The sequence below is a fragment of the Arthrobacter sp. TMT4-20 genome (assembly GCF_054510775.1).
Genome location: NZ_JBTNDW010000002.1, coordinates 131,729 through 154,070, shown reverse-complemented (window position 1 = coordinate 154,070; position 22,342 = coordinate 131,729). Strand labels below are relative to the sequence as shown.

Sequence of the window (22,342 nt, the reverse complement as noted above, 5' to 3'; positions counted from 1 at the left end):
AGGTTCGCGCCTAGAATGGCATCGACCCAAAGTGAAGTATTCCCAACGTTAGGACCACGGAGAGCATGGCCGTCTTGAGCATTCGGATCATCGGCGACCCGGTACTGAGAACCCCCTCTGCCGAGGTCACCAATTTTGGACCCGAGCTCGCCAGACTGGTTTCCGACATGATGGAAACCATGGACGACGTGCATGGCGCCGGACTCGCAGCGCCCCAGGTGGGGGTGAGCCTGAGGGTCTTCACCTTCAGGATCGACGACGTTTCCGGGTACGTCATCAACCCTGTCCTGGAGGTAAAAACCGGGACCGGGGACGAGGAACTGGAAGGTTGCCTGTCGATCCCCGGACTCGGCTACCCGTTGAAGCGCGCGGACTGGGCGCGAGTGACTGGCGTGGATATCCATGGTGACGCTGTCGCCTATGAGGGCACCGGTATGCTCGCCCGCTGCTTCCAGCACGAGACCGACCACCTCAACGGCTCCCTGTACATCGAACGCCTCGACGGGGAGCACCGCAAAGCCGCCATGCGTGCCATCCGGAGCTCGGCCTACTCCTCGGTTGCCGACCAGACCACCCGTGACCGGTCACAGTCACTCGGTTCCAGTTTCGGGCTCGGAGCGTCAACCGCCCGACCAACCACTGGGACGAGCCGGAGTGGGGCCAGACGATCATGAGGGTGCTCTTTGCAGGCACTCCGGCCGTGGCGGTGCCCTCCCTCGACGCGCTGGTGGCTGCCGGGTTCGACGTCGTCGCGGTGCTGACACGTGAAGACGCGCCACTGGGCCGTAAACGGATCATGACGCCCAGTCCGGTAGCCGCCCGAGCGGCGGAACTGAATCTCCCGGTCATTCGCGCCAACCGGATTGACGGCGCAGTCACCGCGCAGATTGCCGACCTCAATATCGCAGTGGCAGCCATCGTTGCCTACGGCGGGCTGGTTCCGCAGCCAGCGCTGGAGCTGCCGCAGCATGGCTGGATCAACCTCCATTTCTCGCTGCTGCCATCCTGGCGCGGTGCCGCCCCGGTGCAGCACTCAGTCATCGCCGGCGACGAAATCACCGGAGCCTCCACCTTCCGCCTGGAAGCGGGCCTCGACACGGGGCCGGTCTTCGGCACCATGACCGAAACGGTGCAACCCAGCGACACCAGTGGCGAGTTGCTGGAACGGCTAGCCCACAGTGGCGCCGTCCTGCTGGTCCAGACCCTGTCAGCCATCGCTGCCGGCCAGGCCGTGGCGGTTCCCCAACAGGGAGATATCAGCCTGGCACCCAAACTCACCATCGACGATGCCCGGGTGGATTGGGGCCAGCCGGCTCTTGCTGTCCGCCGACGGATCAATGGTGTGACACCCGAGCCGGGCGCCTGGACCCAGCTGGGTGATCAGCGGGTAAAGGTGGGCCCGGTGTCGCCGTGGGTCGCGAATCCCGATGTGGGTGCGGACGCGGTTGCGGCTCTCGCCCCGGGCGAAGTGACGATGGCCGGCGCTGCCGTGCTGGTCGGAACAGGCTCCACTCCCGTGGTGCTGGGCGATATTCAGCCTGCTGGGAAAAAGATGATGCGTGCACAGGACTGGGCGCGCGGCGCCCTTCAACAAGGAGAGCTGGTTTTTTCGTGACGAGGTTATTTTCGTGAGCAATCCAGGGCAGGGCAAAGCGGGCGGTTCCGACCGCCGTCGCAATGCGGCCGGACGGGAACGTAACAGGTCAGAGCCGCGCGGGTTCTCCACCGCCGCACCATCGGAGCGGACCCGACGCGCCGACCCGGCACGACTGGTCGCCTTCGAGGTGCTCCGCGCCGTCGCCGCCGACGACGCCTACGCCAACCTGGTGCTGCCGGTCAGCATCCGCAAACACAAGCTCGACAAGCGCGACGCAGGCTTTGCCACCGAACTGGCCTACGGAGCGTTGCGCGGCCAGGGCACGTATGACGCGGTGTTGGCGAAGTGCGTCGACCGCCCCCTGGAGAAGCTCGATCCTGCCATCCTCGATGCCCTGCGGATCGGCACGCACCAGCTGCTCGCCATGCGGGTTCCCGCTCATGCTGCACTGGACCAGACCGTCGGCCTCGCCCGCGCCGTCATCGGTGCCGGACCGTCGGCTCTGATCAATGCAGTCCTGCGGCGGGTTTCATCGAAATCCCTTGAGGAGTGGACAGCAGAACTCACCGCTGGCCTGACCGATGCCACCAAGATCAGTTCGCTTACCCACAGCCACCCGGAGTGGATTGTCCGGGCGCTCCGGCAGGCCCTCGTCGACCACGGCCGGGACGTGTCCGAGATAGAAACGCTGCTCGCGGCGAACAACGCGGCACCGGTGGTCAATTTACTGGCACTCCCCGGACTGGGGTCCCTCGATGAGGCGTTCGAAGCCGGGGCTGTTCCCGGGGAGCTGGCCGAAGGATCGGCACTGTTCTCAGCGGGCGACGTCGGCCGCCTGGAAAGCATCAGGACCGGCACCACCCGGGTCCAGGATGCCGGATCCCAGTTGGTTGCCCGTGCCCTCGCGGCAGTGAAGCTGGAGCCAGTTGAGTCGGAAGCCATGAAACCGGAGGCGGCGGAAGACGGAGCGGGGTCGGTGAAAACCGGCGCTGCCGGCCACTCCGAGCAGTGGCTGGACCTGTGCGCTGGCCCCGGCGGCAAGTCGGCACTGCTGGGTGCCCTGGCACAGCAGCGGGGCAACACGCTGGTGGCCAATGAGCCGTTGGAGCACCGGGCCCAGCTGGTGCGGCAGGCACTCCGGCCGCTTGACCCTGCGGTCTGGTCCGTCCGGGTCGGCGACGGTCGAACGGTCGCCGAGGATTTCCCCGACACCTTTGACCGCGTCCTGGTGGACGCCCCCTGCACCGGACTCGGCGCGCTGCGCCGCCGCCCGGAAGCCCGCTGGCGGCGCAAGCCTTCCGACATTGCCGGACTCGGAACGCTGCAGCGTGAACTCCTGGCCGCGGCGCTGACGGCCGTCCGACCCGGGGGAGTTGTGGCCTACGTGACCTGTTCCCCGCACCCGGCCGAGACCTCGGCGGTGGTCCAGGATTGCCTGCGCCGCCGTGACGACGTCGAACTCATCGACGCGGGCGCTGTCCTCGACGGCGTCAGCCTCACCGGGTCGCTGGCCGCCGGGCACGAGTCGACAGCCCAGCTCTGGCCACACGTCCATGGCACGGATGCGATGTATCTGGCCCTGATCCGCCGCACTGCATAGAACCATCCTCTTCCGCCCAAGGAGCGCCATGACCGCCTGTTGCATCAACCCGAGCATCCTGTCCGCCGACTTCGCCAACCTGCAGGCAGAGCTCGCACGTATTGCGTCGGCTGATGCGGTGCACGTGGACGTCATGGACAACAGTTTCGTCCCCAACCTGACCCTTGGTCTTCCGGTGGTCAAACGGATCCACGAAGTCAGTAACCTTCCGCTGGACGTGCACCTCATGATTGACGACGCCGACCGGTGGGCACCCGGTTACGCCGAACTCGGTGCAGCCTCAGTGACGTTCCATGCCGAAGCAGCGGCGGCGCCGATCCGGTTGGCCCGCGAACTGCGCAGCATCGGCTCCAAGGCAGGCATGGCGCTACGCCCGGCGACACCCGTCGAACCCTACCTCGACCTCCTGGGCGAACTGGATCTTCTGCTAATCATGACGGTCGAACCCGGTTTCGGCGGCCAGCCGTTCCTCGACGTCATGCTGCCCAAAATCCGGCGCGCGGCCGAAGCGATCAGGGGGAGCGGTCTACCCGTGGCACTTCAGGTGGACGGTGGCATCACCGAGGACACCATCCTCCGGGCCGCCGACGCCGGGGCAACAGTCTTTGTCGCAGGCTCCGCGGTGTACGGAGCGGACGATCCCGATCAGGCTGTCGTACGTCTCCGCGACGCCGCTCAACGCGCCTCGGACGAACGCCGGTAAGTCCGGCAACCGGCAGGTCAACCGACGCATCAACCGGTAACCGGCACCGCAACCGGCTCAGCGACGCCTCAACCCGCACCCGAGTCACGGGTCGGTGATGGCAATCCTGATCGAGCGGGCGTCGATTGCTGCCTGCTTGAGGATGTCCAGCCGCGGATCGGGTACCACCAGGAATGCCAGCTGCGGCAGCGCCCGATAGCTGCGCAGGACCGGGTTCGCCAGGGTTTCGCTGGCCAGCGGCCGGTCTCCGCCCAGCTGCAGGCTGCCGGGGCTGTGCTCGGCGAACAGCCGCGCCGCATGAACCGCTGCTGCATCGGCCAACCCGGCCGCCTGATTGGCCCGCCGCCGCGCGAAGCGCTGCTGTGACCAGCCGCCGGCCGCAGTCCGGGACTGGACATATTTGGTGCCGGTCTTCGACGCCACCAGCTTGCCGTGCTCGGCCACACCCACCGCATAGCCGCCCCGGCGTACCAGCAGCAGCCCAATGAGACGCTGGCTGGTGGCCGCCGCGACCAGGTCATCGACCGTTGGGCCCCCCGGGCTGTCCCCGGCGGACTCCCCGCCGGACTCCCCGGGCGGGTGGAGCACGGCCACGCAGCCGTTGGCGCCGCGGAGCATGAGCGCCCCGCGCGACCGGGCGTCGTCGTCGAGCCCGTCGGTCGGAGCCAAACCGCCGTTCCCCGCACTGAACCGCTCCACCCAGCCGGGCAGCCGCTCGGGTGACACCAGCACCTGGCGCGGTGATCCCACTAGCGTCTCCGTTTCCTCTGCGACTGGTTGTCCCTCAGCTGGGCCGGCTGCCGATAGCCCGACCGTCAGTGCTTCACAGTAGCCTTGGCTGTGTGAATGATCTATTCAGCGCGGCGTACGGGTCCGACGACGACGACGACGTCACCAGCCACAGCGTCACCAGTGCCGAACGCCACCGCAGCCCCCTGGCCGTGAGGATGCGGCCGCGTTCAATTGACGAAGTAGTGGGTCAGCAACACCTCCTCGGCCCAGGGTCGCCGCTGCGGACCCTGGCGGGCGACGCCGACCGTACCGGCCCGGCAGGACCGTCCTCGGTGATCCTCTGGGGGCCGCCAGGCACCGGTAAGACCACCCTCGCACATGTGATTGCGCGGGGCCGCGGCCGGACCTTTGTTGAGCTGTCGGCCATTACCGCCGGGGTGAAGGACGTCCGCCGGGTGATGGACGAGGCCCTCACCGCCCGCGACCTGCACCGCACCACCACGGTCCTCTTCCTCGATGAAATCCACCGCTTCAATAAGGCACAACAGGACGCGCTGCTGCCCGGGGTCGAGAACCGCTGGGTGGTGCTTATCGCCGCCACCACCGAAAACCCCTCCTTCTCGGTGGTATCACCCCTGCTGTCACGGTCCCTGCTGCAAACCCTGAAACCTCTCACCGAGGCGGACATCGCCGATCTCCTGACCCGCGCGGTGAATGATCCGCGGGGACTCGACGGGTCGGTTCGGGTCAGCGACGACGCTCTCGAACACCTGGTCCGGCTGGCCGCAGGGGACGCACGCCGGGGACTGACCGCCCTCGAAGCCGCAGCCGGGGTGGCCCACTCGGCCACCGACGAGCCCGGGGAACAGGTTCTGGTGCAGCTCGAACATGCCGAGAAAGCAGTCGACGTGGCCGCCCTGCGCTACGACCGTGCCGGCGACCAGCACTACGACGTCGCCAGTGCCTTCATCAAATCGTTGAGGGGGTCCGACGTCGACGCGGCGCTGCATTATCTAGCGAAGATGCTGGAGGCGGGGGAGGACCCTCGCTTCGTGGCTAGGAGGCTGATGATCTCGGCCGCCGAGGACGTCGGGATGGCCGATCCGACCGCCCTGCAAACGGCCGTCGCTGCAGCACAGGCCGTCGCGTTGATCGGCATGCCCGAGGGGCGGATCATCCTGGCCGAGGCGGTGGTGCATATCGCGACGGCGCCCAAATCCAATGCCTCGTACAACGGAATCAACGCAGCCGTCGCCGATGTGCGCGCCGGGCGGGGGCAGGGCATTCCGCAGCACCTGCGGGACGCCCACTACCCGGGGGCCAAACAACTGGGGCACGGCAGCGGCTACCTCTACTCCCACGACGAGCCGCACGGCATCGCCGCGCAGCAATACGCACCTGATGATCTGACCGGCCACGACTACTACCAGCCCACCGATCGTGGGGCCGAACGGGACATCGGCTCCAGGCTCGCCCGACTGCGGCGGATCATCCGCGGCAAGTGATTCAGCTCGGTGCCCGCAGCACTGCTAGGATTGACGGTTGACTGGCAAGTCGCGTTCTGCGCAACCCACCATCGAAGGTTTGATTCATTCAGGCATGACCCGCTCCGGCGGTTCACTTCGGGGCAGGGCTGCGCGTACTGCGAACTGTAGTACCGGGAAGCGGCCACTCCCGGCTCTCCGCAAGTGGAGGCCAGCGACACTGAAAGTGCCTGCCGTTCAACTGGGAAACCAACTGGGCAGTAGCGCAACTTTGCCGCAAAAATAATGGAAGGTATTCGTGGCTAACAACACACGTGCCCGCCGTAAGGTTCGCATTTCGCGTGCCCTCGGCATTGCTTTGACCCCTAAGGCCGAAAAGTATCTGGAACGTCGGCCGTACGCGCCCGGCCAGCACGGACGCGCCCGCCGCAAGCAGGACAGCGACTACGCTGTACGGTTGCGCGAAAAGCAGCGTCTGCGCGCCCAGTACGGCATCCGCGAAGCCCAGATGACCCGGGTCTTCGAGGAAGCTCGCCGCACCAAGGGCCTGACCGGTGAGAACCTGATTGAACTGCTCGAAATGCGTCTCGATGCCCTGGTGCTCCGCGCCGGCTTCGCCCGCACCAGCGCGCAGGCTCGCCAGCTCGTCGTTCACCGTCACATCATGGTCGACGGTTCACGCGTTGACCGCCCGTCCTACCGCGTCGCCGAAGGACAGCTCATTCACGTACACCCACGCAGTGAGGTCCTCGACCCACTGCAGGTTGCCGCCGCAGGCGCGCACCGCGATGTGCTGCCCGCAGTACCCGGCTACCTGGAGGTCCAGCTGGACAAGCTCCAGGCGCGCCTGGTGCGCCGCCCGAAGCGCTCCGAGGTCCCAGTGACCTGCGAAGAGCAGCTCGTGGTGGAGTACTACGCACGCTAGTTCCTTAGCTTTTACAGCAAGGACCGGCGCTCAAAGGCCCGCGGCACACGCCGCGGGCCTTTGAGTAGGTAAGGTACATAGGTAAGTTATCGCCGCTGAGCTATCGAAGCCCAGGCGGCCTACCTGATTCAAAAGGAGACACGATCCATGTCTGGTGGAGATATCGCCGGTCTCATCGCAGCCGGTGTGTTCGCGGTGCTGGTCGCACTGCTGGCTATACCGGTGTGGAAGCTCGGCAAAGTGTTTGACGAACTGCGGACCACCATCAGGAGTGTCAGCAACGAAACCACACCCCTGATCGAGGAAGTGACAAGCACCGTCACCACCACGCATCAGCAGCTGAAGAATGTCGACGGAATCACGTCCAACGTCTCCGACGCGACCGCCAACCTCTCGGCCCTGTCATCCCTGATCGCCGCTACCGTCGGTGCCCCGTTGATCAAGGTTGCCGCGTTCTCCTACGGGGTGCGCACCGCCCTGGCCGGTCGAGGCAAGCCCGCTCCCCGCCGCCGCAGCCGCTAAGGAAACGATGAAAAACACAATGATCATGCGCGTCATCTGGATGGGCGCCGGAGTTGCTATCGGCGTCATCGCCGTACGGAAACTCGCCTCCGTCGCCGACAGCTACGGGCCTGCCGGGTTGAACCGTGCGATGGGCGAAGTGACTGATGGTGTCGCCAACTTCGCTGATGCGCTGCGGACAGGGATGCAGGAGCGCGAATCCGACCTTCGTGCCGCCCTCGGCATCGACCCCGCCGAAGTTCGCCCGGAACGTCCCGGCCAGTAACCGGACCGGGGCTGCCTGGCAGCCCGTCCCGCGCCCCGAGCTGGGGTGCGACCCACAGGATCCTGGCCCTGAAAAAACCATAAGGACTGAAAGCTTCAATGAAATCCCATGAGATTGCACGGCGCTGGCTCGCGTTTTTCGAGGGCAAGGGGCACACGGTTGTGCCGTCGGCGTCGCTGGTATCGACCGACCCGTCACTGCTCTTCAACATCGCCGGGATGGTCCCGTTCATCCCGTACCTGACAGCTCGTGAGAAGGCACCCTTCGACCGGGCCACCAGCATCCAGAAGTGCATCCGGACCGGCGACATTGAAGAAGTAGGCAAAACGGCCCGCCACGGAACGTTCTTCCAGATGTGCGGCAACTTCTCCTTCGGAGACTATTTCAAGGAAGGCGCCATCCCGATGGCGTGGGAGCTCCTGACCTCCCCACTCGACGCCGGAGGCTTCGGGCTGGACCCCGATCGCCTCTGGGTCACCGTCTACCAGGACGACGACGAGGCCCTCGCCATCTGGCGCGACCAGGTCGGTATCCCCGTTGAACGCATCCAGAAGCTCGGCGAAGCGGAAAACTACTGGAGCACCGGGCAGCCCGGGCCAGGCGGACCCTGCTCGGAAATCTTCTACGACCGGGGCCCCGAGTACGGCATTGCCGGCGGACCGGCCACCGACTCCCCGCGGTACATCGAAATCTGGAACCTGGTGTTCATGCAATACCAGCTGTCAGCAGTCCGTAGCAAGGAAGATTTCGACATCGCCGGCGAACTGCCGGCCAAGAACATCGACACCGGGCTCGGCCTCGAGCGCCTCGCCATGGTGCTGCAGGGTGTCGAGAACATGTATGAGACCGACCAGGTGCGTCCGGTGCTGGACCGCGCCGCGGAACTCTCGGGCAAGACCTACACCAGTGCCGAATCAGACACGGACCCGCACCACACCGATGACGTGCGGATGCGCGTCGTGGCCGACCACATCCGTTCAGCCCTGATGCTCATAGCCGACGGTGTGACCCCCTCCAACGAGGGCCGCGGGTACGTGCTGCGCCGCCTGATCCGGCGGGCCGTCCGTGCCATGCGTCTGCTCGGCGTCGAACGCGCCTGCCTCCCCGAACTGCTGCCGGCGTCCCGGGACGCGATGAAGGGCACCTACCCCGAGGTGGAGAAGGACTTCGAACGGATCAGCCGGATCGCCTACGCCGAGGAACGTGCTTTCCTGCGCACCATCGCCTCCGGTACCGCCCGCCTTGAGGGCGCGGTCCTGGAATCGAAGGCCGCAGGACGACCGCTGTCCGGTGAGGACGCCTTCGCGCTGCATGACACCTTCGGCTTCCCCATCGACCTGACCCTCGAAATGGCTGCCGAAGCCGGCCTCGCGGTCGACGCCGACGGGTTCCGATCGCTGATGCTCGAGCAACGCCAACGCGCCCAGGCTGACGCCCGCGGAAAGAAGGCTGGCCAGGCCGATCTGTCCGTCTTCACCGAGTTGCTGGCCAGCGGCCAGACCGTGTTCACCGGGTACGACGAGCTGACCACCGAAGCCATCGTCACCGGAATTGTCCGCGACGGCGTTGCCGTGCCCGCGGCATCGCAGGGCGAAGAGATCGACCTGATCCTGGACCAGACGCCGTTCTACGCTGAGGCAGGCGGCCAGGCCGCCGACGCCGGGCTCATCACCGGCAACGGCTTCGTGGTCGAAGTCCTCGACGTGCAACGCCCCATCAAAGGCCTCAGCGTCCACCGCGCGGTTGTCCGGGAAGGCGACATTTCGGTCACCGCACCCGTGGTGGCGGCCGTGGACCGGCAGCGCCGTCACGCCGGGGAGCAGGCCCACTCGGGTACCCACATCGTGCACGCCGCCCTCCACCAGATCCTCGGCCCCGAAGCGCTGCAGCGCGGCTCCTTCAACAAGGCCGGGTACCTGCGGTTCGACTTCTCCTGGGGCGAAGGCATCAGCGCCAGCGCCAAGTCGGAGATCGAAGAAGTCTCCAATATCGCCATCCGCAACAACCACACGGTAGAAACCAAGCTGATGAAGCTCGACGAGGCGAAAGCACTCGGCGCGACCGCCCTGTTCGGCGAAGCCTACGGCGACACCGTCCGGGTGGTCGAAATTGACGGTGACTGGTCAAGGGAACTCTGTGGAGGCACCCACGTCGGATCGACGTCGCTCATTGGATCGTTGACCCTGCTGGGCGAACAGTCGGTCGGTTCAGGTAACCGCCGCGTTGAGGCATTCGTCGGAATGGACGCGTTCCGCCACCTCGCGGCTGAGCGTGCCCTGGTGACCGAGTTGTCGGACATGCTCAAGGTGCCGTCAGTCCAGCTGCCGGAACGGCTCGCAGCCACCCTGGCGAAGCTCAAGACCGCCGAAAAGGAACTTGAACGGCTGCGGAAGGAAGCGCTCAGCGCGTCGGCTGCGGCCCTGGTGGGCTCCGCGGTCGACGTCGACGGCGTCCGCCTCCTTGCGCACGACGCTGGAACGGTGAGCGGAGCCGACGACCTGCGGATTCTCGCTCTCGACCTCAGAAGCCGGCTAGGATCAGGCCCTGCAGTGGTGGCTACCGCCGGAATCAGCAACGACCGTCCGCTTGTCCTGGTCGCGACCAACGAGGACGCCCGCGCCGCTGGCGTGAAGGCTGGCGCGCTGGTCCGCGTCGCCGCTGGAATCCTCGGCGGCGGCGGCGGCGGTAAGGACGACGTGGCTCAGGGCGGAGGGTCCGATCCAGCGCAGATCGAGGCTGCCCTGACCGCCATCCGGTCCGCTGTCGCGTCCCGCTGATCACCCGCCTGAAGAGCGATGACTGAAACTTCACCCGGCACCGGGGACTACCCGCGGGGCGTCAAAATTGGCGTCGACGTCGGAATGGTACGGGTGGGGGTAGCCAGCAGCGACAGCGGGTCGCTGCTCGCCACCCCCGTCCGGACGATGAAACGGGATCTGAAGAAAAAATCGGACCTCAACATTCTGGTCCGGGAAATTGCCGAACGGGAAGCCGTCCAGGTGTTCGTGGGTCTGCCGCGGAACCTGAGCGGCACCGAATCGGCGTCCGCCGAGATGGCCCGCGGCTATGCGCTGGAGCTGGCGAACGCGATCCAGAGGGCCGGTCTCACCGCCAGCGTCCGGCTGATCGACGAACGGTTGAGCACCGTTTCGGCACATCGTTCCCTGAGGCAAGCTGGCTTGAATACCCGCGATCACCGTAAGGTGGTAGATCAGGCGGCGGCTGTCGAAATTCTGCAGCACGCCATGGATATGCAAAGGTCACAAATGCGGGATGTGGGGGATCCGGTTGCAGCGCGACAGCGGGCCCGCCCACAAGGGGACCCGCTGACCCTTAACAAGGAGCAGGACATTACGGAGAACAGCCGCGAAAGGAACCTGGAACTGTGAGCCACCACCACCCCCAGTTCCCGGCCGCCGACAGCGAACCGGAGCGTCACACCGACGACGCCCAGCACGACGACGGGTACCAGGGTTCCCACGACGAAACAGTCGAACCCGTCGAACAGTTCTTCGAACCCCGGTCGGGCCACCGGCGCAACCGCCGTCCGTCGAAAGCCAGGCAGCGTCGCCGCCGTCGTCGCACCATCGTCATGCTGGTGGTCATCCTCGGATTCATCGGGGTAGTCGTTGCGGTGTCCCTGATGCTTCGCGATCTGCTTGGACTGGACGACATCACCGACTATCCCGGACCCGGCGAAGGCAGCGTTGTCTTCACGGTGCCCGAGGGTGCGGGCCCACTCGCCATCGGCAACGGCCTGGAATCTGTCGATATTGTCGCTGACGGCTCCGAATTCGTTTCCGCGCTGCAACAAGTGGCAGACGGACGCGAAGTGCAGCCCGGCGAGTACGAACTCAGCTACCAGATGTCCTCCGAGGGTGCGGCGCTGGCACTGCTGGACGTCGAAGCGAACAAGGTCCTCTACGCGGCTGTCGCGCAGGGACTCCGGCAGGGGGAAACGCTTGACATTCTCGCCGAGTCGACCGGCATCGCGCGGGACGAGTTCGAAGAATTGGCCGCCGATCCCACCCAGTTCGGGCTTCCCGACGACGCTCGGAGCCTTGAAGGCTATCTCGCTCCGGGAGAGTACCGGTTCGACGTCGACGCCACCGCAACCGAGATGATCCAGACGATGGTCGATGGGACATTCGCCCTCCTCGAGGACGCGGGTGTCACCGACCCGGAGGAGCAGTTCAGAATTCTGACGATCGGCAGCATCATCGAAGCCGAGGCCGGCGAAGCCGACTACGCCGCGGTCTCCGGGGCTATCGAGAATCGGCTCGGAGAAGACAACACCGAGACGAACGGGCTAATCCAGTCGGATGCGACGGTCACCTATGGGCTGGACCGGCGCAGCTTCGACTTCACCGAAGAGGAACGCGCCGACGAGTCCAACCCGTACAACACCTTCGCCAACCCGGGTCTGCCGGTGGGGCCAATCGGGTCACCCGGTGCCGAAGCAATCGATGCCGCGGTGAATCCCGCGGACGTGCCCTTCTACTACTGGGTCACCGTTAACCTCGACACAGGCGAAACAAAGTTCTCGGAAACACTCGCCGAGCACGCCGTCTATGTCGCGGAATACCAGGCCTGGTGCGCTGACAACCCCGGCCGGTGCAGCTAGGTGAATCGGTCGGCGCACGCCGCCGCCAGCACAGCCCGCGCCCGGCAGCCACTGCGGGCAGCAGTGATTGGGTCACCGATCGGACACTCAAAATCGCCTGCGCTTCACCGGGCCGCCTATCGGCTCCTGGGGTTTGATTGCAGCTATGAGGCCATCGAGGTGTTGCCCGAAGACCTCCAGTCGTTTGTCAGCCAGGTCCGGACGGCTGACGGCTGGCGTGGACTGTCGGTGACCATGCCGCACAAGGCAGCGATGGTTGACCTGGTCGACCAGGTGAGTGGGCACGCAGCTGTGTTGGGCGTGCTCAACACTGTGACTGTCGACGGCGCGGGGGGAGACCGCGTCCTGACCGGCCACAACACGGACGTCGCAGGCATTGTGGGTGCGCTCAGGCGCGGCGGAGTCCGTGTACCGCCGGAGACTGCGGTGATCCTCGGTGGCGGCGGGACCGCTGCCGCCTCCCTGGCCGCCCTGCAGGAACTGGGTGCCACCCGGGTCACCGTCTTTGTCCGATCCCCTGAGCGTGCTGCACCCCTGGAGGTCCTCGGACGCTCCCTCGGGCTCGACGTCGCTGTCCGCGGGTGGAACGACGCCGTGGAGGGTCTGCGACACGCCGACGTCGCCATCTCCACCCTCCCTCCGCACGGGGCTGATTCGCTCGCCCAGGAAGTGTCCTACGCTCCGGAAGCATTGGCGGGGGTCCAGCCGGTGCTCCTGGACGTTGCCTATGACCCCTGGCCGAGTCCCCTCGCTGACGTCTGGCAGGCCCGAGGCGGGGCCATCGTGCCGGGACTGGAGATGCTGATCTATCAGGCGGTGGAGCAGGTCAGGCTGTTCTCCGGCGGTGCTTTCACCGACGATCTGCCGGTCCTAAAAGTCATGTGTGACGCAGTCGGAGCGCCCTCGCGCTGAAACAGCAGCGACACCGTGGCAGGATTGGAGGCATGTTGCGTTGGTTAACTGCCGGAGAATCCCACGGACCGGCACTGGTGGGAATTATTGAAGGAATGCCTGCAGGCGTGGAGATCACGAGCAGTGACATTCAGGCTGCGCTGGCCCGTAGGCGGCTCGGCTATGGGCGTGGCGCCCGAATGAAGTTCGAGCAGGATCAGGTCAGCATCATCGGCGGTGTCCGGCACGGGCTGACCCAGGGCGGACCCGTGGCGATTCAGGTGGGCAACACCGAATGGCCCAAGTGGGACCAGATCATGTCAGCCGACCCGGTGGACCCCTCCGAGTTATCCGAACTCGCCCGGAACGCGCCACTGACCCGCCCCCGTCCGGGACACGCGGACTTCACCGGAATGCAGAAGTACGGCTTCGACGAGGCGCGTCCCGTGCTGGAACGGGCCAGCGCGCGGGAGACAGCCGCCCGGGTTGCGCTGGGAGAAGTAGCCGCCCGCTTCCTGTCAGCGCTCGGCATCTCCCTGGTCAGCCACACGGTCGCCATCGCGTCGGTAGCAGTCCCCGAAGGTTCACCCCTGCCCGGGCCATCCGATGTGATCGCGCTGGATCAGGATCCGCTGCGCTGCTTCGACCGCGAAACCTCCCTCGCGATGGTGTCCGAGGTGGACGCCGCCCACAAAGAGGGTGAAACGCTCGGCGGGGTGGTGGAGGTGGTGGTCTACGGGCTGCCACCAGGGTTGGGGAGCTACGTTCACTGGGACCGGCGCCTGGACTCCCGCCTCGCGGCAGCACTGATGGGCATTCAGGCCATCAAGGGCGTCGAGGTGGGCGACGGGTTCCTCACTGCCGCGCGACGCGGGTCAAAAGCCCACGACGAGATTGTGCGCGGTGACTCCGGCATGATCGAGCGGACCAGCAACCGCGCCGGCGGGATTGAGGGTGGGATGAGCATCGGCGACACACTGCGGGTCCGTGCCGCCATGAAACCCATCGCCACCGTGCCACGAGCCCTGCGCACCATTGATGTCAGCACCGGTGACGCCGCCCGGGCGCATCACCAGCGGTCCGACGTCTGCGCCGTCCCCGCCGCCGGGGTGGTCGCCGAAGCCATGGTGGCCCTGGTCATCGCCGAAGCGGTCACCGAGAAGTTCGGTGGGGACTCTGTCCAGGAGACAGCACGCAATCTGGCAGCCTATCTGGCGGCCATTCCCACCTCGCTCAACTCGGCTGGGAACTAGTGGCTTCACCCGGCGTCGGACCGGTGGTCTTCATCGGACTGATGGCTACCGGTAAGTCAGCGGTCGGCGCGGGCCTCGCCGCACGGCTGGGCTGGCCGTTCGTCGACACTGACCAGATCATCGTTGCGCGGCACGGGCGGATCAGCACCATCTTCAAGAAGCAGGGTGAACCGGCTTTCCGGACGCTGGAGGCCCAGGTGGTTGCCGAGGTGCTCACCGAGGCACCGGCGCACCAGGTGGTATCGCTCGGTGGGGGAGCCGTCCTCGACGAGGGGACCCGCGGGCTGCTCGCCGGGGCACGGGTGGTCTTCCTGGACGCTGACATAGCCACGGTGCGTCGCCGGATCACCCGGGACCGGAGCCGCCCGCTCCTCGCCGGCGATCCGGTGGAGGCCTGGACCCGGATGGATCGGGAGCGGCGGCCAGTCTACGAAGGCCTGGCCGACTGCGTCCTTGATACGCGGGGCCGCTCCATTGACCAGCTCGTCGCCGAGCTCATCCAACAGTTTCAGCTGACACAGTCGTAGCTGATCAGACCAACGAAGGGACAGTCATGGCCAACGAGCCGACAGTCAGCAAAGAGCCGACCGTTATCAACGTCACCGGAACCCAGGCGGCAGAGAACTACGAGGTAGTCATCGGGCATGGGCTGCTGGAACGGCTCCCGGCTGTGTTGGGGGAGCGGGTTCGCCGCGTCCTGGTGATCCACCCGCGGGCACTCAGGAGCACCGGCGACACGGTGCGGGCCGAACTGGCCGATGCGGGATTCACCGCTGTCACGGCCGAAATCCCCGACGCCGAGGAAGGCAAACACATCCAGGTCGCCGCGTTCTGCTGGCAGGTCCTGGGCCAGAACGACTTCACCCGCTCCGACGCAGTCGTGGCGGTGGGCGGTGGCGCCGTGACTGACCTCGCTGGCTTCGTTGCGGCCACCTGGTTGCGGGGCGTCAAGGTGGTCCACCTGCCCACCAGCCTGCTGGGAATGGTTGACGCCGCAGTGGGCGGCAAGACCGGCATCAACACAGCCGAAGGCAAGAACCTGGTTGGCGCGTTCCACCCGCCCGCCGCTGTCCTGGCCGATCTTGACACCCTCGCGACGCTACCCCGCAACGAACTGCTCACCGGGATGGCTGAAGTGGTCAAATGTGGCTTTATCGCCGATCCGCGCATCCTCGACCTGATCGAGGCAGACCCCGCAGCGGTGTCCGACGGCGGTTCGGCGACGGTCCGCGAACTCATTGAACGGGCGGTCGCGGTGAAGGCCGAGATCGTGTCAGCCGATCTCAAGGAAAGCGGACGACGAGAGTTCCTCAACTACGGCCACACCCTCGGCCACTCCATCGAACTGGCCGAGCGGTACTCCTGGCGACATGGTGCAGCCGTTTCAGTGGGGCTGGTGTTCGCCGCGGAACTCTCCCGGATGGTCGGGCGGCTCAGCGACGAGACAGCCGACCGGCACCGCAGTATCCTCGAACTCCTTGAGCTGCCGGTGACGTATCGCCGGGACCGCTGGGCCGCCCTGCTGGACGGCATGCGCCGGGACAAAAAGTCCAGGGGTGACCTGCTGCGCTTCGTCGTGCTCGATGGCCTCGCCCGTCCCGGCATGCTGGAAGTCCCCGACACTTCGCTGCTGTTCGCCGCGTACCAGGAAATCGCTTCGTAGGAGCACCCGGCAGGTCACCCGCGACACCCGCCGCAGCCGCCTCCTGCACCACAGGGTAGAATGGGCTCTGGACTTTTCCCACCTCATCGCATGTGGCCTCCGGATGCTTACTGCCCGGACGTCGCTGTTTTACCCGAAAGAGACCTGTGGCTACCACAAACGACATCAAAAACGGCACGGTGCTGAAGCTCGAAGGCAACCTGTGGAACGTTCTCGAGTTCCAGCACGTCAAGCCAGGCAAGGGCGGCGCCTTTGTGCGCACCAAGCTGCGGAACATCCTGTCGGGCAAGGTAGTCGACAAGACCTTCAACGCCGGTCTGAAGATCGAAACAGCCACAGTGGACCGTCGTGACTACCAGTACCTGTACAAGGACGGCGAAGACTTCGTGTTCATGGACACGTCTGATTACGATCAGCTCACCGTTCCGGGCAAGACCGTCGGTCAGGCCGAGAACTTCATGCTGGAGAGCCTCATGGTCACCATTGCCATGCACGAAGGGTCAGCCCTCTACGTTGAGCTTCCGCCGTCGGTCGTTCTCGAAGTGACCTACACCGAGCCGGGGCTGCAGGGCGACCGCTCCACCGGTGGCACCAAGCCGGCCACTGTCGAAACCGGTTACGACATCCAGGTTCCGCTGTTCCTGGAAACCGGGACCAAGGTCAAGGTTGACACCCGCACCGGCGATTACCTGGGACGCGTCAACGAGTGAGTGCCCGCAGTAAAGCCCGACGCCGGGCACTGGACATCCTTTTCGAAGCGGAGCAGCGCGCCGTTTCACCACTCGAAGCGCTTAAGGCCCGTCGGGAAAAGACCGACACGGTGGTTGCCCCCTACTCAGTGGACATCATCGAGGGTGTCATGACCCAGGGCGAGCAAATCGACGAGTTCCTTGGCACCTACTCACAGGGCTGGACCCTGGACCGGATGCCAGCCGTGGATCGCATGATCCTCAGGGTGGGCGCCTGGGAGTTGCTGTACAACGCGGACGTGCCCGACGGCGTCGCCGTCAGCGAGGCGGTGGAGCTGGCGAAAATGCTCTCCACCGACGAATCTCCAGCGTTTGTCAACGGTCTGCTGGGGCGTCTCCAGCAGCTGAAACCGACGCTGCTCGCCTAGACAGCAATTCCGCGCCATCCCGGACGCCGCGCTCCCTGGCAGGCCCAGGGGCAGACGCCCGGAGATTCAGCCGCGGGTGTTGGCCGCCGCCGTCGTCAGTAACTCATGGCGGAGCCGGGTCACGTCGGCCAGCAGCAGCTGTTCCCGGCCGACGTTGAGCTGCAGGTCATGCCCGGCGATGATGCGTTGCCGGGTGAAGGCCAGCCGGGTGGCGGACCTGATGAATGCCTTCATGGTGCGCTGCCGGCCGATACGCCTGGCCCAGCCAAGCGCCTGTGACCGGCCGCCACGGGTGGCCAGCATGTGGACCTCCTGGGCAGTGAACCAGCCTGCTGCCGCGTAACCGCCGAGCCGGTCTTCGGTGACCCGCCGCTCGGCCCGTCGCAGTGCCATGATGCTGGCCAGCGCAGCAAGAAACAGGGGCAGCTGAATCAGGAAATAGAACTCGAAAAAGTCGGTGAAGAGTACCAGCAGGCCGCCGTTCCACAGCATGTGCCCGGCGATCGCCGGAACCAGGCCCACAATGAAGGCCGGGAAAATGAAGCGCGTGCCGCTGCGGGCTACCGCCAGCCCGAGCACCACGCCCAGGGCGGCGGTGAACATGACGTGCGCGAAGGGCGAGAACAGGCCCCTGATCACGAACACGGCGACCAGCCCGCCCAGCCCGCCGCCATCCAGTGCCGCGGCACCGAAGTAGAGAATGTTCTCGGTGAATGCGAAGCCTGCGCCGACCATCCCCGCGTACACGATGCCGTCCACCGGTCCGTCGAAATGGCTGCGCCGGGAGAAGACCAGCACCAGGACGCCGAGCCCCTTGGCGATTTCCTCCACGAGTGGCGCCTGCAGCACCGGCCCAATCACGTCGGAGGAGGTGGAGGCCAACGCCAGGGACAGCAGCTCAGTGACATAGCTACCCAGCAGCAGGGCTGCGACCACCGAGATTCCGGCACCCCACAGGAACGCGAACCAGAGGGCGCCGCGGGGTTCAGGATCCCAACGGTCAATCCACATCAGCCCGGCGATACAGATGGACAGCGGGATCAGGGCGAGGATCCCGCATAAAATCAGGGCCCCGCCACCAAGGCTGCTGCTGAGGAACCAGGCGAGCACTACGAGGACCAGCGCCGCGATAATCACCAGCAGCACATTGGCGACGCCGGGTCCCCGGCGCACAGCCCGGTCCCAGACCGGCTGAACAGGTTGCTGTGATTCCCAGGGCGGTGGCGCCGACATAGTCATTCTCACAGGGTAGATCGTCACGGGGTAGAACGTCGCAGGGTAGATCGTCGCAGGGGTGTGCCGTCGCGGGGAGGGGGCGTCACAGAAGGAAGCGTCACAGAAGGAAGTGTCACAGGAGGAAGTATCACAGGGCAGCCGGGGCGCGCTGTGATAGTTTTGACATCGCAACCAACCTTTAAATTCCGTCCTGTGAGGCGGGGAAGGAGGAAGCGTCCAATGACTATGCCCGCACCTCAGTCTGAGAGTGTTCTTTCGCGTGTCGTTCTCGCCGAAGCCGATATTGACCGAGCGCTAACCCGCATCGCCCACGAGATCCTGGAAGCCAACAAGGGCACCACCGATCTGGTGCTGCTGGGCATCCCCCGTCGTGGCTATCCGCTAGCCCAGCGCCTGGCCCGGAAAATCGCTGCCGCCGAAAACCAGACCACCGGTTCGCCACTGGACCCCACCGCGATCGTCGGCCAGCTCGATGTGACCATGTTCCGGGATGATCTGCGCCACCACCCCACCCGGCCGCCACTGCCAACCCAGCTGCCGCCGTCGGGCATTGACAACAAGGTAGTGGTCCTCGTCGACGACGTCCTGTATTCCGGGCGGACCATCCGGGCTGCCCTCGACGCTCTCGTGGACCTCGGCCGGCCGCGGGCGGTACGGTTGGCGGTCCTGGTGGACCGGGGCCACCGCGAATTGCCGATCCGCGCCGACCACGTGGGCAAGAACCTCCCCACCTCCTCGGCGGAGAAGGTGAGGGTCCACCTCGCGGAAATCGATGCCGTCGACGGGGAACCCATCAACGAGGTTGTCATCGAGGGCCCCGCATGAGGCACCTGCTCTCCACCCGCGACCTGTCCAGGCAGGACGCCATCCGCATCCTGGACGTGGCCGAGGAAATGTCGGCGGTCGGTGAACGGGAGATCAAGAAGCTTCCGGCGCTGCGCGGCCGCACCGTGGTGAACCTCTTCTTCGAAGACTCCACCCGCACCCGGATTTCCTTCGAAGCCGCAGCCAAACGACTCTCGGCGGATGTCATCACGTTCGCCGTCAAGGGCTCCTCGGTGTCCAAGGGCGAATCGCTCAAAGACACGGCCCAGACCCTCGAAGCGATGTCCGCCGACGCCGTAGTGATCCGGCACTGGGCTTCCGGTGCGCCCGCCCGGCTCGCGACGTCGGACTGGATCGACGCAGCAGTGATCAACGCCGGGGACGGGATGCATGAACATCCCACCCAGGCGCTGCTCGACGCGTTCACCCTCCGGCGCCACTGGGCGAAAATCTCGGGCGTACCATCGGTCGGATCCGACCTGTCGGGCATGGCCGTCACCATCGTCGGCGACGTCCTGCACTCCCGGGTCGCCCGCTCAAACCTGTGGCTGCTGGAAACCCTCGGCGCCTCGGTCACCCTGGTTGCGCCGCCCACCCTCGTCCCGGTCGGTGCCGAACGGTGGCCCTGCCGGATCACCTACAACCTGGACGAGGCGCTGGCCGCCGGACCCGACGCGGTGATGATGCTGCGGCTGCAGGCCGAACGGATGAACGCGGCCTTCTTCCCCTCGACCCGCGAATACTCCCGGCGGTGGGGGTTCGACGACGCCCGGCTGGCGGCCCTCGATACCCACGGCCTGGACCACACGGTCATCATGCACCCGGGTCCGATGAACCGGGGCCTGGAAATATCGGCGGCGGCAGCCGACTCTCCCCGCTCAACAGTCCTGGCCCAGGTCCGCAACGGGGTCTCCGTCAGAATGGCCGCCCTGTATCTGCTGCTCTCCGGCGACGAACACCAGTCGCCGGCCACCGAACCCACCCAGGAGAACCCACGATGAACGCACCAGCCCCGGCCCGCTATCTCATCCGCGGCGCAGCGCTGCTCGGCCGGGAACGGGCAGACCTCCTGATTGCCGACGGGATCATCGCCGGCGTCGGCCAGGGACTTTCAGCCGCCGGTGCCGAGGTGATTGACGCTGACGGCCTGATCGCCCTCCCCGGCCTGGTGGACCTTCACACCCACCTCCGCGAACCGGGCCGGGAGGACGCCGAAACCGTCGAGACCGGTACCCGGGCGGCAGCCAGGGGCGGGTTCACGGCCGTGCACGCGATGGCCAACAGCACGCCCGTCGCGGACACCGCCGGAGTGGTGGAGCAGGTGTACAGCCTGGGCCGGCGCGCCGGCTGGGTGGAAGTCCGACCTGTCGGTGCCGTCACCGTAGGACTCGGGGGCACCCAGCTGGCTGAGCTCGGCGCCATGGCCGACTCCCGCGCGCGAGTCCGCGTCTTCTCCGACGACGGCGTGTGCGTCAGCGACCCCGTCCTGATGCGCCGGGCGCTGGAGTACGTGAAGGCGTTCGACGGCGTCATCGCCCAGCACGCGCAGGAACCCCGGCTGACCGAGGGGGCCCAGATGAACGAGGGCGCCGTCTCCGCGGTCCTCGGACTGACCGGCTGGCCCGCCGTCGCCGAGGAAAGCATCATTGCCAGGGACGTCCTGCTGGCCCACCATGTGCAGTCACGGCTCCACGTGTGCCACGTGTCGACGGCCGGGTCGGTGGAAATTATCCGCTGGGCCAAGGCACGCGGCATCAGGGTGACCGCCGAGGTCACCCCGCACCACCTGCTACTCACCGACGAGCTGGTCCGTAGCTACAACCCGGTCTACAAGGTGAACCCGCCGCTCCGCACCAGCGAGGACGTGCAAGCACTGCGGGAGGCCCTGGCCGATGGGACCATCGACGTCGTCGGCACCGACCACGCCCCGCATCCTTCCGAGCACAAGGACTGTGAATGGGCGCAGGCCGCCATGGGCATGACCGGGCTGGAAACCGCGCTCTCGGTGGTGCAGCACACCATGATCAACACCGGCCTGATGGATTGGGAAGGCTTCGCCAGGGTCACCTCGAGCACCCCGGCAACGATCGGAGGCCTTGAGCAGCAGGGACGGCCGCTGGCCGAGGGTGAGGCAGCTAACGTCACACTCGTCGATCCGGAGGCACGCTGGGTGGTCGATCCGGATAAAATGGCCACGATGGGCCGTAACAGCCCATTCGCCGGCACCGAACTACCCGGAGCCGTGCATGCCACGTTCTTCAGGGGCCACCCAACCGTCCTGGCTGGCCGACTGAACACACCGCACCCAACTGCAGCTGAGGAATCCACATGGACTGGCTAATGCCCGTCGCCATCTCACTGGGCACCATCGCCGTCGTCGTCGCGCTCGGAGCCCTGGGCTGGCGTGCCCGCCTGGCCCGGCAACGCGACATCCCGGCGCCGTCCCCCGCCCCCGAAACACTCAGCGAACCGCGTTACCTGGCCAACGGCCAGTATGTGGTCACGACGACGGCGGGGGACTGGCTCGACCGGATCGCCGTCCATGGCCTGGGCGTGAAATCCAACGCCACGGCGAGCGTCCACGACGAAGGAATCCTGATTGTGCGCAGCGGCGCCCGGGACCTCTTCATCAGCCGGCCGGACCTGCGCGCCGTCCGCCTCGACCGGGGGATGGCCGGCAAGTTCGTCGAGAAGGACGGGCTGGTGGTGTTCACCTGGACCCTGAACGGGACAGCCGTTGACACCGGATTCCGGACCCGCGAGGCAGCCGCCCGCACCCGCCTCCTCGATGCCGCCGCAGCCCTCGCCCCCGCAGCACCCAGCACCTCACAGGCTCAGGTTCACAACCCCACGAAGGACACAAAGTGACAGATTCCAGCCAGCCAGCAACCGAAAGCGCTGCCGT

General features: G+C 66.3%; 23 protein-coding genes. 21 read left to right on the top strand and 2 right to left on the bottom strand.

Annotation, left to right across the window (positions count from 1 at the left end):
• Positions 1 to 65 precede the first annotated feature (65 nt).
• The 4 genes from def to rpe are packed head-to-tail and all read left to right on the top strand — an operon-like array spanning position 66 to position 3,900.
• Complete coding sequence (def, locus tag ACX80Z_RS03770) at positions 66 to 674, top strand: peptide deformylase (protein ID WP_459314951.1); 609 nt, start codon at positions 66 to 68, stop codon at positions 672 to 674.
• Positions 671 to 1,615 carry a methionyl-tRNA formyltransferase gene (gene fmt / locus ACX80Z_RS03765; protein ID WP_019482833.1) on the top strand — a complete coding sequence of 315 codons (945 nt, stop codon included), beginning with the start codon at positions 671 to 673 and terminating at the stop codon, positions 1,613 to 1,615. The genes def and fmt overlap by 4 nt, the downstream gene beginning before the upstream one ends.
• Before the next feature lie 13 nt (positions 1,616 to 1,628).
• Positions 1,629 to 3,197, top strand: a complete 1,569-nt coding sequence (locus ACX80Z_RS03760; RefSeq protein ID WP_459314950.1) for an RsmB/NOP family class I SAM-dependent RNA methyltransferase — start codon at positions 1,629 to 1,631, stop codon at positions 3,195 to 3,197.
• A 28-nt stretch (positions 3,198 to 3,225) separates the two neighbouring features.
• Entirely contained in the window at positions 3,226 to 3,900 is a 675-nt protein-coding gene (rpe, locus tag ACX80Z_RS03755) for a ribulose-phosphate 3-epimerase (RefSeq protein WP_459314949.1), read from the top strand.
• 84 nt (positions 3,901 to 3,984) lie between these two features.
• On the opposite strand, the gene ACX80Z_RS03750 is transcribed toward rpe, so the two are convergent.
• Positions 3,985 to 4,650, bottom strand: coding sequence for an acVLRF1 family peptidyl-tRNA hydrolase (locus tag ACX80Z_RS03750; protein WP_459314948.1), 666 nt, complete (start codon positions 4,648 to 4,650; stop codon positions 3,985 to 3,987).
• A gap of 92 nt (positions 4,651 to 4,742) precedes the next feature.
• Between ACX80Z_RS03750 and ACX80Z_RS03745 the strand changes: the two genes are divergently transcribed.
• The 13 genes from ACX80Z_RS03745 (at position 4,743) to nusB (ending at position 17,376) form a co-directional block, all read left to right on the top strand.
• Positions 4,743 to 6,137, top strand: a complete 1,395-nt coding sequence (locus tag ACX80Z_RS03745; RefSeq protein WP_019482829.1) for a replication-associated recombination protein A — start codon at positions 4,743 to 4,745, stop codon at positions 6,135 to 6,137.
• Between the two features lie 277 nt (positions 6,138 to 6,414).
• Positions 6,415 to 7,041 (top strand): 30S ribosomal protein S4, encoded by a 627-nt coding sequence (rpsD, locus tag ACX80Z_RS03740; RefSeq protein WP_019482828.1) that lies wholly within the window; start codon positions 6,415 to 6,417, stop codon positions 7,039 to 7,041.
• A gap of 147 nt (positions 7,042 to 7,188) precedes the next feature.
• Positions 7,189 to 7,563, top strand: coding sequence for a DUF948 domain-containing protein (locus ACX80Z_RS03735; protein WP_019482827.1), 375 nt, complete (start codon positions 7,189 to 7,191; stop codon positions 7,561 to 7,563).
• Between the two features lie 7 nt (positions 7,564 to 7,570).
• Positions 7,571 to 7,828, top strand: a complete 258-nt coding sequence (locus tag ACX80Z_RS03730; protein ID WP_237715275.1) for a DUF6167 family protein — start codon at positions 7,571 to 7,573, stop codon at positions 7,826 to 7,828.
• Between the two features lie 98 nt (positions 7,829 to 7,926).
• Positions 7,927 to 10,605, top strand: a complete 2,679-nt coding sequence (alaS, locus tag ACX80Z_RS03725) for an alanine--tRNA ligase (protein ID WP_459314947.1) — start codon at positions 7,927 to 7,929, stop codon at positions 10,603 to 10,605.
• Between the two features lie 18 nt (positions 10,606 to 10,623).
• Positions 10,624 to 11,217: a Holliday junction resolvase RuvX gene (gene ruvX / locus ACX80Z_RS03720; protein WP_459314946.1), complete on the top strand. Its 594-nt coding sequence runs from the start codon at positions 10,624 to 10,626 to the stop codon at positions 11,215 to 11,217.
• The gene (gene mltG, locus ACX80Z_RS03715) at positions 11,214 to 12,452 is read left to right on the top strand and encodes an endolytic transglycosylase MltG (protein ID WP_459314945.1); all 1,239 of its coding nucleotides are present in this window, start codon (positions 11,214 to 11,216) and stop codon (positions 12,450 to 12,452) included. Before ruvX ends, mltG begins: the two co-directional genes overlap by 4 nt.
• Positions 12,453 to 13,364, top strand: coding sequence for a shikimate dehydrogenase (locus ACX80Z_RS03710; protein WP_459314944.1), 912 nt, complete (start codon positions 12,453 to 12,455; stop codon positions 13,362 to 13,364).
• A 32-nt stretch (positions 13,365 to 13,396) separates the two neighbouring features.
• Positions 13,397 to 14,596, top strand: a complete 1,200-nt coding sequence (aroC, locus tag ACX80Z_RS03705) for a chorismate synthase (RefSeq protein ID WP_024476966.1) — start codon at positions 13,397 to 13,399, stop codon at positions 14,594 to 14,596.
• Positions 14,596 to 15,123: a shikimate kinase gene (locus ACX80Z_RS03700; protein WP_459314943.1), complete on the top strand. Its 528-nt coding sequence runs from the start codon at positions 14,596 to 14,598 to the stop codon at positions 15,121 to 15,123. The genes aroC and ACX80Z_RS03700 overlap by 1 nt, the downstream gene beginning before the upstream one ends.
• Positions 15,124 to 15,149: 26 nt before the next feature.
• Positions 15,150 to 16,259 (top strand): 3-dehydroquinate synthase, encoded by a 1,110-nt coding sequence (gene aroB / locus ACX80Z_RS03695; protein ID WP_024476965.1) that lies wholly within the window; start codon positions 15,150 to 15,152, stop codon positions 16,257 to 16,259.
• A 146-nt stretch (positions 16,260 to 16,405) separates the two neighbouring features.
• A complete protein-coding gene (gene efp, locus ACX80Z_RS03690) occupies positions 16,406 to 16,969 on the top strand; it encodes an elongation factor P (RefSeq protein ID WP_019482818.1) in 564 nt (187 codons plus the stop codon).
• Positions 16,966 to 17,376 carry a transcription antitermination factor NusB gene (nusB, locus tag ACX80Z_RS03685; protein ID WP_019482817.1) on the top strand — a complete coding sequence of 137 codons (411 nt, stop codon included), beginning with the start codon at positions 16,966 to 16,968 and terminating at the stop codon, positions 17,374 to 17,376. The genes efp and nusB overlap by 4 nt, the downstream gene beginning before the upstream one ends.
• Positions 17,377 to 17,442: 66 nt before the next feature.
• On the opposite strand, the gene ACX80Z_RS03680 is transcribed toward nusB, so the two are convergent.
• Positions 17,443 to 18,615 (bottom strand): PrsW family intramembrane metalloprotease, encoded by a 1,173-nt coding sequence (locus tag ACX80Z_RS03680; protein ID WP_459314942.1) that lies wholly within the window; start codon positions 18,613 to 18,615, stop codon positions 17,443 to 17,445.
• A gap of 216 nt (positions 18,616 to 18,831) precedes the next feature.
• Between ACX80Z_RS03680 and pyrR the strand changes: the two genes are divergently transcribed.
• From pyrR to ACX80Z_RS03660, 4 genes are read left to right on the top strand one after another with little or no spacing between them, the layout of a single operon-like run.
• Complete coding sequence (pyrR, locus tag ACX80Z_RS03675; RefSeq protein WP_192813077.1) at positions 18,832 to 19,437, top strand: bifunctional pyr operon transcriptional regulator/uracil phosphoribosyltransferase PyrR; 606 nt, start codon at positions 18,832 to 18,834, stop codon at positions 19,435 to 19,437.
• The gene (locus tag ACX80Z_RS03670) at positions 19,434 to 20,438 is read left to right on the top strand and encodes an aspartate carbamoyltransferase catalytic subunit (protein WP_019482814.1); all 1,005 of its coding nucleotides are present in this window, start codon (positions 19,434 to 19,436) and stop codon (positions 20,436 to 20,438) included. Before pyrR ends, ACX80Z_RS03670 begins: the two co-directional genes overlap by 4 nt.
• Positions 20,435 to 21,778 carry a dihydroorotase gene (locus tag ACX80Z_RS03665; RefSeq protein ID WP_019482813.1) on the top strand — a complete coding sequence of 448 codons (1,344 nt, stop codon included), beginning with the start codon at positions 20,435 to 20,437 and terminating at the stop codon, positions 21,776 to 21,778. The genes ACX80Z_RS03670 and ACX80Z_RS03665 overlap by 4 nt, the downstream gene beginning before the upstream one ends.
• Entirely contained in the window at positions 21,766 to 22,305 is a 540-nt protein-coding gene (locus tag ACX80Z_RS03660; protein ID WP_459314941.1) for a PH-like domain-containing protein, read from the top strand. The genes ACX80Z_RS03665 and ACX80Z_RS03660 overlap by 13 nt, the downstream gene beginning before the upstream one ends.
• Positions 22,306 to 22,342 lie beyond the last annotated feature (37 nt).

Bases quoted from the DNA above. Each gene is read 5' to 3' on its own strand.
- ACX80Z_RS03735 (WP_019482827.1), top strand. From the start codon at position 7,189: ATGTCTGGTGGAGATATCGCCGGTCTCATCGCAGCCGGTGTGTTCGCG.
- ACX80Z_RS03665 (WP_019482813.1), top strand. From the start codon at position 20,435: ATGAACGCACCAGCCCCGGCCCGCTATCTCATCCGCGGCGCAGCGCTG.
- ruvX (WP_459314946.1), top strand. From the start codon at position 10,624: ATGACTGAAACTTCACCCGGCACCGGGGACTACCCGCGGGGCGTCAAA.
- aroB (WP_024476965.1), top strand. From the start codon at position 15,150: ATGGCCAACGAGCCGACAGTCAGCAAAGAGCCGACCGTTATCAACGTC.
- def (WP_459314951.1), top strand. From the start codon at position 66: ATGGCCGTCTTGAGCATTCGGATCATCGGCGACCCGGTACTGAGAACC.
- aroC (WP_024476966.1), top strand. From the start codon at position 13,397: ATGTTGCGTTGGTTAACTGCCGGAGAATCCCACGGACCGGCACTGGTG.
- rpe (WP_459314949.1), top strand. From the start codon at position 3,226: ATGACCGCCTGTTGCATCAACCCGAGCATCCTGTCCGCCGACTTCGCC.
- ACX80Z_RS03660 (WP_459314941.1), top strand. From the start codon at position 21,766: ATGGACTGGCTAATGCCCGTCGCCATCTCACTGGGCACCATCGCCGTC.
- ACX80Z_RS03730 (WP_237715275.1), top strand. From the start codon at position 7,571: ATGAAAAACACAATGATCATGCGCGTCATCTGGATGGGCGCCGGAGTT.
- ACX80Z_RS03670 (WP_019482814.1), top strand. From the start codon at position 19,434: ATGAGGCACCTGCTCTCCACCCGCGACCTGTCCAGGCAGGACGCCATC.
- alaS (WP_459314947.1), top strand. From the start codon at position 7,927: ATGAAATCCCATGAGATTGCACGGCGCTGGCTCGCGTTTTTCGAGGGC.
- pyrR (WP_192813077.1), top strand. From the start codon at position 18,832: ATGACTATGCCCGCACCTCAGTCTGAGAGTGTTCTTTCGCGTGTCGTT.
- ACX80Z_RS03680 (WP_459314942.1), bottom strand. From the start codon at position 18,615: ATGACTATGTCGGCGCCACCGCCCTGGGAATCACAGCAACCTGTTCAG.
- fmt (WP_019482833.1), top strand. From the start codon at position 671: ATGAGGGTGCTCTTTGCAGGCACTCCGGCCGTGGCGGTGCCCTCCCTC.